We start from the raw sequence: 11,947 nt of genomic DNA, 5'->3' as shown, positions 1-11,947 counted from the left end.
AACACGCACCTCCCAAAAACCCGCAAACCCCAACCTCGGTCGGGATTATACCAACCCCCATCCCCGAAAGCGCAAGGGGCAAAGGTCTTGGGGGGCGGGTTTTCCCGCCCCCCAAGAGGAAAAACCGCCTAACGGGCCGCCAGGGAGGCCAAGAACTCCTTGTTGCTCTTGGTGCGGCCCAAGCGGGCGAGGAGCATCTCCATGGCCTCGGCGGGGTCCATGTCCGCCAGGACCTTGCGCAAAAGCCACATCTTGTGCACCACCTCCTCGCCCAAAAGGAGCTCCTCCCGCCTCGTCCCCGACTTCAGGATGTCTATGGCCGGGAAGATGCGGCGCTCCTCGAGGCGGCGGGAGAGGTGAAGCTCCATGTTGCCCGTGCCCTTGAACTCCTCAAAGATCACGTCGTCCATCCGGCTTCCCGTCTCCACCAAGGCGGTGGCCAAAATGGTGAGGCTTCCCCCACCCCGGATGTTCCGCGCCGCCCCCAGGAAGCGCTTGGGGAAGTAAAGGGCGGCAGAATCCAGACCGCCCGAAAGCGTCCGCCCCGTGGGCGGGGTCACCAGGTTGTTGGCCCGGGCCAGGCGGGTGATGGAGTCCAGGAGGATCATCACGTGCCCCCCTTCCTCCACGATGCGCTTGGCCCGCTCGTGGACGAACTCCGCCACGCGGATGTGGTTCTGGGGCGGCTCGTCAAAGGTGCTGGCGATGACCTCGGCCCCCTGGACGCTTTCCCGGAAGTCCGTGACCTCCTCCGGGCGCTCGTCAATGAGGAGGACGATGACCTTGATGTCGGGCTCGTTCTTGAGAACGGCGTTGGCGATCTTCTTGAGGAGGGTGGTCTTCCCCGCCTTGGGGGGGGCCACGATGAGGCCCCTTTGGCCCCTGCCGATGGGGGCGAGGAGGTCAATCACCCGGGTGGAAAGCTCGTCCGGGGTGGTTTCCAGCCGGATCTGCCGGTCGGGGAACTGGGGGATGAGCTCGTCAAAGCGGGGGCGGTTCTTGGCGGCCTCGGGGTCCAGGTCGTTCACCGCCTCCACCTTGAGCAGGGTGCCGTAGCGCTCGTTCTCCCGGGGCGGCCGCACCCGGCCCACGATGTAATCCCCGCTTCTTAGGGCGTACTGGCGGATGAGCCCGGCGGATACGATGGCCACCCGGGACTCGAGGTTGTACAGGTTTTCCGTCAAGAAGCCGTAGCCGTCCGGGCTGATCTCCAGGTAACCCTTGACCAACTGCAGGCCCTCCCCTTGGGTCTGCCGCTCCAGGAGGGCCATGATCAGCTGGTCCTTCTTCATGCGCTTGTAGTTCTCAATCCCCGCCTCCTGGGCCAGGAGGTGCAGCTCGGGCAGGATCTTGCTGGCCAGCTCCTGGTAGGTAAGCGGGGTTTCAGGGGTTTCCGCTCTTCTCCTCATGGCTTAACCTTCTCCCAATCCTCCATAAAGCGCTTCAGGCCGATTTCCGTTAGGGGGTGCTTCAGAAGCTGCTTGAAGACGGCGTGGGGCATGGTGGCGATGTCCGCCCCCAAAAGGGCGGCTTCCGTCACATGGCGGGGATGGCGGATGGAGGCGGCGATGACCTTCACGGGCAGGTCCTGCACCTGGATCATCTCCACGATCTCCCGCAAAAGCTCCCCCCCGTCCCAGGAGATGTCGTCCACCCGGCCGAGGAAGGGGCTCACGTAGGCCGCCCCGGCCCTGGCTGCCAAAAGGGCCTGGTTGGCGGAGAAGATGAGGGTCATGTTCACCCGGATCCCCTCGGCGGAAAGGCGCTTGCAGGCCTTGAGGCCCTCCTCGGTGGTGGGAAGCTTCACCACGATGCTCTGGTGGATGGCGGCCAGGCGCCTGCCCTCCGCCACCATGGCCTCGGCCTCCAAGGCCGTCACCTCCGCGGAAACCGGGCCCCCTGCGGCCTCGGCCACCGCGCGCAGGTGCTCCGCTAGGCCCTCCCAGCTCAGGCGCTCCCCCCGGGCGGCGAACTCCTTGGCCACCAGGGTGGGGTTGGTGGTGACCCCCGAGAGGACCCCCCAAGCGGCGATCTCCCGTATTTCCTCCAGATTGGCAGTATCCAGGTAAAGCTCCATGACGCGCTCCTTGTGTGCGGGAAAAGGACCGGCTTAGCCTGAGTCTAGCAGACCTCTTCGGGGCGTTGTCAAGGGAGGGGAAAGGCTGCTAGCATGGCCTTAGCCGCCAACGGGGGATTTTACCCCAGGGGGCACAGGTTGTAAAGGCGAGGATGGGGAGAGTACCCCTTCCCAATAGCCCAAAGCGAGCCGGGGAGGGTGGGAGCCCGGCGGTGCGGGAAGGCGGGAAGATCACCCCGGAGCCGCGGGAGGAAAGGGGGCATCCCCGAGTAATGCCCGCCGGGTGGCGCCCGTGATCGCGCCCTAACGAGGGCCTGGGAGGCTTCTCCCAGGAAGCGCGGTGGTACCGCGGAAGCCTAAGCGCTTTCGTCCGCGCCTTGGGGCGCGGGCGTTTTGTTGGGAGGTGGGCATGTTCAAGGAAGTGGGCGAACCGAACTTTCCGGCGCTGGAAGAGGAAATCCTGGCCTTCTGGAAGCGGGAGAAAATCTTTGAAAAGAGCGTGGAAAACCGCAAGGGCGGGCCCCGCTTCACCGTCTACGAAGGCCCACCCACCGCCAACGGCATGCCCCACGTGGGCCACGCCCAGGCCCGAAGCTACAAGGACCTCTTCCCCCGCTACAAGACCATGCGGGGCTACTACGTGCCCCGGAGGGCGGGCTGGGACACCCACGGGCTTCCCGTGGAGCTGGAGGTGGAAAAGAAGCTGGGCCTCAAGAGCAAGCGGGAGATTGAGGCCTACGGGATTGAGCGCTTCAACCAAGCCTGCCGGGAGTCCGTCTTCACCTACGAGAAGGAGTGGGAGGCCTTCACCGAGCGCCTCGCCTACTGGGTGGACCTAAAGGGGGCTTACGCCACCCTCCAACCCACCTACATTGAGAGCATCTGGTGGAGCCTCAAAAACCTCTTTGACCGGGGGCTCCTCTACCGGGACCACAAGGTGGTGCCCTACTGCCCCCGCTGCGGTACCCCCCTCTCCTCCCACGAGGTGGCCCTGGGCTACAAGGAGATCCAAGACCCCTCCATCTACGTGCGCCTCCCCTTGCAGGAACCTGCCCGGCTTGGCCTTTCCCAAGCGAGCCTCCTCGTTTGGACCACCACCCCCTGGACCCTACCCGGGAACGTGGCGGCGGCGGTCCACCCCGAGTTCACCTACGCCGCCTTCCAGGTGGGGGAGGAGGCCCTGATCCTGGAAGAAGGCCTGGGCCGGAAGCTCCTCGGGGAGGAAACCCCCATCCTCAAAACCTTCTTGGGCAAGGAGCTGGAGGGCCTGGCCTACACCCCCCCTTACCCCCAAGGGGTGGAAAAGGGGTACTTCGTGGTCCTGGCGGAGTACGTGAGCCGGGAAGACGGCACGGGCATCGTCCACCAGGCCCCCGCCTTCGGCGCCGAGGACCTGGAGACGGCCAGGGCCTACGGCCTCCCCCTTTTGAAAACCGTGGACGAGGAGGGGAAGCTCCTGGTGGAACCCTTCAAGGGCCTCTTCTTCCGCGAGGCCAACCGGGCCATCCTCAAGGACCTGAGAGCCCGGGGCCTTCTTTTCAAGGAGGAGCCCTACCTGCACAACTACCCCCACTGCTGGCGTTGCTCCACTCCCCTCATGTACTACGCCACGGAAACCTGGTTCATCCAAAACACCCGCTTTAAGGAGGCGCTTCTCCAGAAGAACCAGGAGATCAACTGGGTTCCCCCCCACATCAAGGAGGGGCGGTACGGGGAGTGGCTCAGGAACCTGGTGGACTGGGCCCTAAGCCGCAACCGCTACTGGGGCACGCCCTTGCCCATCTGGGTCTGTGAGGCCTGCGGCAAGGAGGAGGCCATCGGGAGCTTCGCCGAGCTCCGCAAGCGGGCCACCAGCCCCCTTCCCGAGCCCTTTGACCCCCACCGGCCCTATGTGGACCGGGTGGAGCTCGCTTGCGCCTGCGGGGGCACCATGCGGCGGGTGCCCTACGTGATTGACGTCTGGTACGACTCCGGGGCCATGCCCTTCGCCTCCTTGCACTACCCCTTTGAGCGAGAGGAGGAGTTCAAGGAAAGCTTCCCCGCCGACTTCATCTCCGAGGGCATTGACCAGACCCGGGGCTGGTTCAACTCCCTCCACCAACTCGGGGTCATGCTCTTCGGCTCCATCGCCTTTAAAAACGTGATCTGCCACGGCCTCATCCTGGACGAGAAGGGGCAGAAGATGTCCAAGTCCAAGGGGAACGTGGTGGACCCCTGGGACATCCTCCGGGAGTTCGGGGCCGACGCCCTGAGGTGGTACATCTACGTTTCCGCCCCGCCCGAGGCCGACCGCCGCTTTGGCCCCAACCTGGTGCGGGAGACGGTGCGGGACTATTTCCTCACCCTGTGGAACGTGTATAGCTTCTTCGTCACCTACGCCAACCTGGACCGCCCGGACCTCACAAACCCGCCCCCGCCCGAGGCCCGCCCCGAGATGGACCGCTGGCTTCTGGCTCGGCTCCAGGAACTGAAGCACCGGGTGACGGAGGCCCTCGAGGCCTACGACCCCACCACCTCCAGCCGCGCCATCCGGGACTTCGTGGTGGAGGACCTCTCCCAGTGGTACGTGCGCCGGAACCGCCGCCGCTTCTGGAAGAACGAGGACGCCCTGGACCGGGAAGCGGCCTACGCCACCTTGTACGAGGCCCTCCTCACCGTGGCCAAGCTCACCGCCCCCTTCACCCCTTATTTGGCCGAGGAGCTCTGGCAAAACCTGGCGCGGAGCGTGGACCCCATGGCGCCAGAAAGCGTTCACCTCACGGACTGGCCCGAGGTGGAGGAGGCCCTTTGGGACCGGGAGCTCGTGGCCAAGATGCGGGCGGTCCTCAAGGTGGTGGAACTCGCCCGCGCTGCCCGGGCGAGAAGCGGGGTGAAGACCCGCATGCCCCTTCCCCTCCTCCTCGTCACCGCCCCCACCCCCTTGGAGCGGGAAGGCCTCAAGCACTTCGCTGAGGAAATCGCCGAGGAGCTCAACGTCAAGGAGGTGCGGGTTCTGGAGCCGGGGGAGGAGGTGCTTACCCACCGGGTCCTCCCGAACCTAAAGGCCCTGGGCCCCAAGTACGGCAGGCTCGTCCCCAAGATCCGGGAAGCCCTGGAGCGGGAGGGAAATCGGGTGGCCGCCCTGGCCCTCAAGGGCGAGGCCATCCCCCTCGAGGTGGAGGGCGCAACCCTCACCCTCCTGCCCGAGGAGGTCCTCCTCGAGGCCCAGGCCCCCCAAGGGTACGAGGCCCTGGAGAAGGAGGGGTACGTGGCGGCGCTAAAGGTGGAGGTGACCGAGGCGCTTCGCCTGGAAGGCCTCGCCCGCGACCTCATCCGCCACCTGCAACAGGCCCGCAAGGAGATGGGCCTCAAGGTTTCCGACCGGATCCGCGTGGGATACGAGGCGGAAGGCCCCTACCGAACGGCTTTAGAACAGCACGGGGCCTGGATCGCCGAGGAGGTCCTGGCCCGGGAGTTTGGGGAAGGGCTATTCCCGGGGCACACCACCGAACTGGCGGACGAGGAGGGCAGGGTACGCTTTAGCCTGGAGCGCCTGGGCTGAGGGTGTCCCCCGGGGGCGGGAGTGGTATAGTACCCCCCGTGCAGGACCTAAGAAGCCTCCTTGCGCCCTTGGGGCTTGACGCCCTCTACATCACCCGGCCGGAGAACGTCCGCTACCTTTCCGGCTTCCCCCACCCGGAAGACGCCCAGGTCCTCATCGCCGAGGAAGGGGCCTTCCTCCTCACCGACCCCCGCTACCCCGAGGCGGAACGGGAAAGCCGCATCCCCGCCAAGGTCCTTCGGCGGGAGGAGAAGGAAGCCCTCCTCCAGGGCCTAAAGGGGCGGGTGGGCTTTGAGGCGGAACACCTCCCCTACGCCGCCTTGGAGCGCCTCCGGGAGCTCTCCCCGGCGGAATGGGTGCCCACCAAGGGGGTGGTGGAGCGCCTCAGGCTCAAGAAAACGCCGGAAGAAGTGGCCGCCATCCAGAGAGCCCAAGCCTTGGCGGAGGAAGCCCTGGCCCACGCCCTCTCCCTCCTCAAGCCGGGGGTGGAGGAGCGGGAGGTGGCCTTGGAGCTGGAGTTTTTCCTAAGGCGGCGGGGGGCCGAGGGCGTGGCCTTCCCCCCCATCGTGGCCTCGGGGGTGCGGGGGGCCCTTCCCCACGCCGGGGCCTCGGAAAAGCGCCTGGAGGCGGGGGAGCTCGTCACCCTGGACCTTGGGGCCAAGGTGGCGGGGTACCACTCGGACATGACCCGCACCGTGGCCCTGGGCAGGGTGGAGGGCGAGCTCAAGCGCGCCTTCCAGGCGGTGCTTTCCGCCCTGGAGCGGGCCTTGGAAGCCTTAGGCCCTGGCCGCACCGGCAAGGCAATAGACGCCCTGGCCCGGGAGGAGCTTGGGCGCTTTGGCCTGGACCGCTACTTCGTCCACTCCTTGGGCCACGGGGTAGGGCTTGCCGTGCACGAGGGACCCGCCCTTTCCCCTTACACCGAGGAGGTCCTGGAGCCAGGCATGGTGGTCACGGTGGAGCCAGGGGTTTACCTCCCGGGGGTGGGCGGCGTGCGGATTGAGGAGCTCGTCCTCATCACCGAGGACGGGATTGAGCTTCTTTCCCGCCACCCTCGAGGCTGGCAGGAGGTCTAGGTGCGGGTTCTTCCCTTGGCCTTTCTCCTCCTCCCCGCCCTGGCCCAGACCTACACCGTGCAAAAGGGGGACACCCTCTTCCGCATCGCCAAGGCCCACGGCCTCAGCGTGGCGGAGCTCAAGCGGCTAAACGGCCTCTCCTCCGACCTCATCCACCCCGGGCAGGTGCTCCGTTTAAGCGCCAAGGAAACCCCTCCGGGCCACCCCTACCAAGAGGGCCTCGCCGTCTGGTATGGCCCCGGCTTCCACGGCAAGCGCACGGCGAGCGGGGAAATCTACGACATGCACGCCCTCACCGCCGCCCACCCCACCCTTCCCTTCGGCACAAGGGTGCGGGTGACCAACCTCAAAAACGGGCGGAGCGTGGTGGTGCGCATCAACGACCGCGGCCCCTTCGGCGGACGGTACATCATTGACCTCTCCTACGCCGCCGCCAAGGCCATTGGGGCGCTCTCCGCCACCCGGGTACGGCTGGAGGTGCTCCCATGAGGCGCTACGGGTTCCACCTCTCCATCGCCGGGAAAAAGGGAGTGGCGGGGGCGGTGGAGGAGGCCATGTCCCTGGGGCTCTCCTGCTTCCAGATCTTCGCCAAAAGCCCAAGGTCCTGGAAAACCCGCACCCTCTCCCCCGGCGAGGTGGAAGCCTTCCGAGCCCTGAAGGAGATGGCGGACCTTCCCGCCGTGATCCACGCCTCCTACCTGGTGAACCTAGGGGCCGAGGGGGAGCTTTGGGAAAAGAGCGTGATGAGCCTGGCAGACGACCTGGAAAAGGCCCGTCTCCTGGGGGTGGAGTACGTGGTGGTCCACCCCGGCTCCGGGGACCCCAAGCGGGTGAAGGAAGGTGCGCTTAGAGCCCTCCGCCTGGCCGGGGTCAAGGACCGCCCCACCCTCCTCCTAGAAAACACCGCCGGGGGCGGGGAGAAGGTGGGGATGAAGTTTGAGGAGCTGGCGTGGCTCATCGCCGACACCCCCTTAGGGGTCTGCCTGGACACCTGCCACGCCTTCGCCGCCGGCTACGACGTGCGGGAAAATCCTGAGGGCGTTCTCACCCTCTTGGACCGGGCCGTGGGCCTGGACCGGGTGCCCGTGGTCCACCTGAACGACTCCGTGGGGGGGCTAGGCCGCCATGTAGACCACCACGCCCACCTCCTTCAGGGGGAAATCGGCGAAGGGCTAAAGGGCGTCTTCCTAGACCCCCGGCTAGAAGGCCGCCTCTTCCTTCTGGAAACCCCAAGGAGCCCGGAAGAAGACGCCCGGAACCTTAAGGTCCTCCGCGCCTGGCTAGAGGAGGCCCCCGCCCAAAAGGAGGCGTAAAGCGGAAACCGCCATGACCAAAAGGCCCAGCTTGAACGCCCGCTCCTCCCCGCTCAACACCCCAAGCCCCGCCCCCAGAAGGGCTAAGGGCAGGACCATCCAGTTGAGCCAACCCAAAAGGGGCAGGAGGGCGGGAAAGAGGAGGAGCAAGGCCAAGACCACGAGGACCAGGCTCAGGACCCGCATGGGGGAAGTTTAGCCGAAGAAAAACACGAAAAACACCCGCCGCGCCCAGCGCAAGACCTCCTGCACCGGTCCCCGGAGCACGGTGAGGAGGAGGAGAAAGGAAAGCCAGGCGTACTGCTCCAGCCGCCAAAGAAGGGGGTGCCAGGAAAGGGGCAGGAGGCTTTGCAGGATCTTGGACCCGTCCAAAGGCGGGATGGGCAGGAGGTTGAAGACCGCCAGGACCAGGTTGATGGAGCTGGCGTAAAAAGAGGCCAGCGCCAAGACCCCCACCACCCCACCCCCCTCCCCCCGGAAGGCCAGGGCCACCGCCCAAGGGTCTAGAGCAAAAAACCCTCGCACCAAGAGGGCAAAGAGCACGGCGAGGAAAAGGTTTAGGACGATTCCCGCCACCGAAACCACGAAAAGGCCGAACCGGTAAGCGCGAAAGGCCACGGGGTTTATGGGCACCGGTTTGGCCCAACCAAAGCCCACCAGAAGGAGGAGCAGGGTGCCCCAGGGATCCAGGTGCTTTAAGGGATTCAGGGTGAGCCGGCCCAAGCGTTCGGCCGTGGGGTCCCCAAAGCGGAAGGCGGCGTAGGCGTGCCCCCACTCGTGCAGGGCGAGGCTTAGGAGGAGGGCAAAAAAGGCCAGGAAAAAGGCCAGGGGGTCTTGCTCCAGCAGGGCAATCATAAGCCAAGCGCCCGGTAGAGGGTGCCCAGGAGGCCCCCAAGCCCCTGGACCACCGCGCCCGTCACCCCGGTGTAGGAGAGGACTAAGAAGACGAGGATAAAGCCCAGGGGCCCGTAGCCAGCCAGCTGGTCCAAAAACCGCCGCGCCTCCGGCCCGCCCACGGCGTAAAGGGCCTTGGCCCCGTCCAAGGGCGGTACGGGAAAAAGATAGATGGCGGCGTGAAGGAGCATTAGCTGTTCCCCCACCATGAAACCCTCGCCAAAAGGGTACGGGAGGAAGCGGGCCAAAAGCCCGTATAGGAAAGCGGCCACAAAAAAGCCCAAGGGCCCCATGAGGGCTACCCAAGCTCCCTTCCGCCCGGGAAGCCCCGTGGGCACGAAGCGGGGCCAGCCGAAGCCCAAAAGGACCAGGAGGACCAGGCCCAAGGGCTCGAGGTGAACCCGGGGGTCCAGGGAAAGAAAGCCGTAGCGCCTGGGGGCCACCTCCCCGTAGCGGTGGGCGAGCCAGGCCTGGAAGAGGTTGTGGAGCATGAGGCCCAAGGCCCCCAGGAGGAAGGCCAAAACGAAAACCGGCGGGTCGTTAAGGAGCGGAAAGAGTCCCATCCCCCACCAGTTTACGGGCAAGCTCAAGCTCCTCCTCAAAGGTCTTTACCTCGCCCCGGGCCCGGGCCTCCGCCACCCGGCGGAGGATCTCCCCCACCTTGGGCCCTGGCTTCAAGCCAAGCTCCAAAAGGTCCCGGCCCCGGAGGATCCTGGGCCTTTGCAAAAGCCACTGGGCCCGCTCGGGAAAGAGGGCAAGGAAGGCGCCCTTTAGGGGTTCCTTGGCCAAAGCCTCCCGCTCCACCTCCTCCCCCCGCCCGGCCCGTAGGAGGAGGGAAAGCCCTTCCTGGACCCGCTTGGGAAGGCCCAGGGTCTCCGCCCGGGCCAGGGGTTCTTCTTGGAAATAAAGGAGGACGAGAAGCCTGCTTTCCACCAGGTGGCGCTCCTGATCCTCCTCCGGCGAAGGGCGAAGCCTCCCAAAGGGCTCCTCCGGAGGCAGGGCAAGCCCGTAAAGGGGCTTCAGGGCGCTGAGCCCTTCCAGAAGGGCCAGGGCTTGGTAAAAGGTCTCCTCCTTTAGGGTGAGGAGGAGCTCGTCCTTTAGGCGGCTTCGGCTCGCCGTCTTGAGCACCTCGGGCAACAGGGCCGGGGGCAAGGCCTTTAGGGCCTCCTCGGCGAAACGGAAGGAAAGCCTCGCCGCAAGGCGCGCCCCCCGCACGATGCGGCTTGGGTCTTCCACGAAGGAAAGGGGGTGGAGGGGGCGGAGGAGGCGGGCCTCCAGGTCCTTTAGCCCCCCATACGGGTCCAAAAGCTCCCCGGTGGCCAGGGAAAGGGCCATGGCGTTCACCGTGTAGTCCCGCCGCTCCAGGTCCTTCGCGATGGGGGCCGGGCGCACCTGGGGCAGCGCCCCGGGATAGGGGTAGACCTCCTCCCGGCTTTCCGCCAGGTCCACCACCAGGCCGAAGGGAAGCCGCACCCGTCCCGTCCCAAAGGCGTAGTGAAGGGCGAAGCTTCCCCCAAAGCGCTCCACCAAGAAACGGGCCACCGCCTCCACCCGGGCCCCCGGCTCCAGGACCAGGTCTATGTCCGGCCCCGAGCGCAGCAAAAGGGCGTCCCGCACCGCCCCTCCCACCAGGTAGAGACCTTGGGGAAAGGCCTCCTTGAGGGCCAGCAAAACCCGTCGGGCCCCCTCGGGCAGGGCTTCCAAAATCCTCTCCCCAAGGGGCTTTTCCTCCCCACCGCCCCCCATGGGCCGCTTGCGGTAAAGGTCCGTGCGGGTGAAGATGCCAAGGAGCCGCCATCCCTCCCCCACCCGCCCGCCCACCAACACCCGCCCCCCACCCTCCTTCAGGTACGGCAACACCTGCGAAAGGGGCGTTTGCGGGGGTAGGACCACGGCCCGGGCCAAAAACCCCTCCACGGGGTGGTCCCCCAGGCCCAGACGCTCCGCCTTTTTTAGGTCCCGCCGTCGGGCTAAGCCCAAGACCCTCACCCCTTCCCCCCCGGGCACCACCACGGGCATGGCCCCGTAGCCCCTCTCCTCCAAAAGGCGGAGGGCCTCCCTCACCGAGGTGGGGGCTAGGGTTTCCACGGGGGCGGTCATGGCCTCGCCCAGGGTGGGCTCCGGCTCCAGGTACCGGAGAAGGCTTTGGAGGAGGCGCCGCACCGCCCCCTTAACCCCCCGCACCCGGGCGAAGGCCGCCCGGGGATGCCCCCCGCCCCCCACCTCCCCCAACCAGTGGGCCACGTCCAGCCGGGCCTTGCTCCGGGCGATGAGGAGGGTTTCCTTCCCCAGGCGGAGCACCAGGAGCACCCCTTCCGCCTCGTGGAGGTCCAAGAGGGTGTGGGCCAAGGGAGCCAGGGCGGGCACGTACCCCTCCTCCTTGGCCTCCGCCACGAGGAGGCGGAAGCCCTCCCTTTCCACCACCCGGGCGCTCCTAAGGAGGGCCTTTAAGACGCTTCGGGCCTCCTCGGAGAGGTGGGGCCTAACCCACTCCCTCACCCGCCAAGCCTCCGCCCCCATCTCCAGAAGAAGCCGCCCCGCCTCCAGATCCAGGGCCGTGGTGGACGGGAAGCTAAACCCCCCCGTGTCCTCCCACACCCCGGCGTAGGCCAAGGTGGCCTCCAAGGGGGTGAGGCTGAGCCCCCGCTCCAGGAGGAGGGGAAGGAGAAGGCTAACCGTGGCCCCCACCGCCTGCACCCTCCCCCCCACGGCGGGCACGTCCCCCGGGGCCTTGGGGTGGTGGTCAAAGACCAGGAAGGGAACCTTCCCCACCAAGGCCTTGAAGGGCCCGATGCGCTCGGGGCGGGCGTTGTCCACCAGGACCACCTCGGACACCTTGTCCAGGGAGATCTCGGCGGCGGGCACCAGGTCCAAGCGGTCCTCCAGAAGGGGCGCGAGGTCCTTCAGGGGACCCTCGAGGCCCCCCACCAGGGCGAGGAGGCTTCCCGGGAAAAGCTTCCCCGCCAGGACCATGGAGCCCAGGGCATCAAAGTCCAGGTTCTCGTGGGCCACCACCACCCGCACGCCTTTAAGATTACTTGACGCT

At 66.7% G+C, this 11,947-nt stretch carries 10 protein-coding genes; 4 read left to right on the top strand and 6 right to left on the bottom strand.

The genetic code is table 11. The annotated features are described in order from the left end of the window. Nucleotides 1-128 precede the first annotated feature (128 nt). Entirely contained in the window at nt 129-1,409 is a 1,281-nt protein-coding gene (rho, locus tag QT17_RS08275) for a transcription termination factor Rho (protein ID WP_039458919.1), read from the bottom strand. Continuing rightward, the gene (gene fsa, locus QT17_RS08270; protein WP_039458917.1) at nt 1,406-2,077 is read right to left on the bottom strand and encodes a fructose-6-phosphate aldolase; all 672 of its coding nucleotides are present in this window, start codon (nt 2,075-2,077) and stop codon (nt 1,406-1,408) included. The genes rho and fsa overlap by 4 nt, the downstream gene beginning before the upstream one ends. Nucleotides 2,078-2,486: 409 nt before the next feature. Between fsa and ileS the strand changes: the two genes are divergently transcribed. Genes ileS through nfo form a run of 4 tightly spaced genes read left to right on the top strand, consistent with a single transcriptional unit; the run spans nt 2,487 to nt 8,007 of the window. Further along, nucleotides 2,487-5,618 carry an isoleucine--tRNA ligase gene (ileS, locus tag QT17_RS08265; protein WP_039458914.1) on the top strand — a complete coding sequence of 1,044 codons (3,132 nt, stop codon included), beginning with the start codon at nt 2,487-2,489 and terminating at the stop codon, nt 5,616-5,618. A gap of 38 nt (nt 5,619-5,656) precedes the next feature. Continuing rightward, nucleotides 5,657-6,694 carry a Xaa-Pro peptidase family protein gene (locus QT17_RS08260; RefSeq protein WP_039458911.1) on the top strand — a complete coding sequence of 346 codons (1,038 nt, stop codon included), beginning with the start codon at nt 5,657-5,659 and terminating at the stop codon, nt 6,692-6,694. Next, nucleotides 6,695-7,183 (top strand): septal ring lytic transglycosylase RlpA family protein, encoded by a 489-nt coding sequence (locus QT17_RS08255; RefSeq protein ID WP_039458908.1) that lies wholly within the window; start codon nt 6,695-6,697, stop codon nt 7,181-7,183. It begins immediately after the preceding gene. Next, a complete protein-coding gene (gene nfo, locus QT17_RS08250; protein ID WP_039458904.1) occupies nt 7,180-8,007 on the top strand; it encodes an endonuclease IV in 828 nt (275 codons plus the stop codon). The genes QT17_RS08255 and nfo overlap by 4 nt, the downstream gene beginning before the upstream one ends. Here nfo and QT17_RS08245 read toward each other — a convergent pair. The 4 genes from QT17_RS08245 to QT17_RS08230 are packed head-to-tail and all read right to left on the bottom strand — an operon-like array spanning nt 7,975 to nt 11,925. Next, nucleotides 7,975-8,193 (bottom strand): hypothetical protein, encoded by a 219-nt coding sequence (locus QT17_RS08245; RefSeq protein ID WP_039458901.1) that lies wholly within the window; start codon nt 8,191-8,193, stop codon nt 7,975-7,977. The genes nfo and QT17_RS08245 overlap by 33 nt on opposite strands. Nucleotides 8,194-8,202: 9 nt before the next feature. Next, complete coding sequence (locus QT17_RS08240; RefSeq protein ID WP_039458898.1) at nt 8,203-8,862, bottom strand: site-2 protease family protein; 660 nt, start codon at nt 8,860-8,862, stop codon at nt 8,203-8,205. Continuing rightward, nucleotides 8,859-9,464, bottom strand: a complete 606-nt coding sequence (locus QT17_RS08235; protein ID WP_039458895.1) for a membrane protein — start codon at nt 9,462-9,464, stop codon at nt 8,859-8,861. Before QT17_RS08235 ends, QT17_RS08240 begins: the two co-directional genes overlap by 4 nt. After that, entirely contained in the window at nt 9,442-11,925 is a 2,484-nt protein-coding gene (locus QT17_RS08230) for a CBS domain-containing protein (protein ID WP_039458892.1), read from the bottom strand. The genes QT17_RS08235 and QT17_RS08230 overlap by 23 nt, the downstream gene beginning before the upstream one ends. Nucleotides 11,926-11,947: the final 22 nt, after the last annotated feature.

The sequence above is a fragment of the Thermus sp. 2.9 genome, assembly GCF_000794385.1.
Taxonomy (GTDB): Bacteria; Deinococcota; Deinococci; order Deinococcales; family Thermaceae; genus Thermus; species Thermus thalpophilus.
Note: the sequence above shows the minus strand (reverse complement) of the source record. Positions and strands in the feature narration are given on the sequence as shown.

Excerpts from the sequence above, each read along its gene's own strand:
- rho (WP_039458919.1), bottom strand. The coding sequence starts at position 1,409 with ATGAGGAGAAGAGCGGAAACCCCTGAAACCCCGCTTACCTACCAGGAG.
- fsa (WP_039458917.1), bottom strand. The coding sequence starts at position 2,077 with ATGGAGCTTTACCTGGATACTGCCAATCTGGAGGAAATACGGGAGATC.
- ileS (WP_039458914.1), top strand. The coding sequence starts at position 2,487 with ATGTTCAAGGAAGTGGGCGAACCGAACTTTCCGGCGCTGGAAGAGGAA.
- nfo (WP_039458904.1), top strand. The coding sequence starts at position 7,180 with ATGAGGCGCTACGGGTTCCACCTCTCCATCGCCGGGAAAAAGGGAGTG.
- QT17_RS08245 (WP_039458901.1), bottom strand. The coding sequence starts at position 8,193 with ATGCGGGTCCTGAGCCTGGTCCTCGTGGTCTTGGCCTTGCTCCTCCTC.
- QT17_RS08240 (WP_039458898.1), bottom strand. The coding sequence starts at position 8,862 with ATGATTGCCCTGCTGGAGCAAGACCCCCTGGCCTTTTTCCTGGCCTTT.
- QT17_RS08235 (WP_039458895.1), bottom strand. The coding sequence starts at position 9,464 with ATGGGACTCTTTCCGCTCCTTAACGACCCGCCGGTTTTCGTTTTGGCC.